The organism is Pseudomonas sp. HY2-MNA-CIBAN-0224 (genome assembly GCF_040310285.1).
Lineage (GTDB): Bacteria > Pseudomonadota > Gammaproteobacteria > Pseudomonadales > Pseudomonadaceae > Aquipseudomonas > Aquipseudomonas helleri.
This window is the reverse complement of the sequence record NZ_JBEOPQ010000707.1, coordinates 1-255: the sequence shown is the minus strand read 5'-3', so window position 1 is coordinate 255 and position 255 is coordinate 1. Positions and strand designations below refer to the sequence as shown.

At 41.2% G+C, this 255-nt stretch carries 1 protein-coding gene; it reads right to left on the bottom strand.

Translation table 11 applies throughout. From position 1 onward, the window contains the following. The coding region (locus AAEZ03_RS28155; protein WP_350583240.1) for a type II secretion system protein GspK at positions 1-255 on the bottom strand (255 nt) is incomplete at both ends.

Sequence of the window (255 nt, the reverse complement as noted above, 5' to 3'; positions counted from 1 at the left end):
CCAAAACTCTTCAATTTTTTCATACCCATCCGCGGGACGATTATTGATAATGTTTTCAGCTTCACTCACTGAAATTTTATTTTCAAGCATCCCAGCAAGTAAAGCGGCCTGCTCAACCTTAATGGTATTCACATTCAATAACTGGCTATCTTCACCGGGTATTGCACACACATAAGGTGAAAGATTCAGATAAACATCTTGGCTAAACCCTAATACTGCGCGTAACTCACTGCGATGCTGCATCAAGGTATTGGC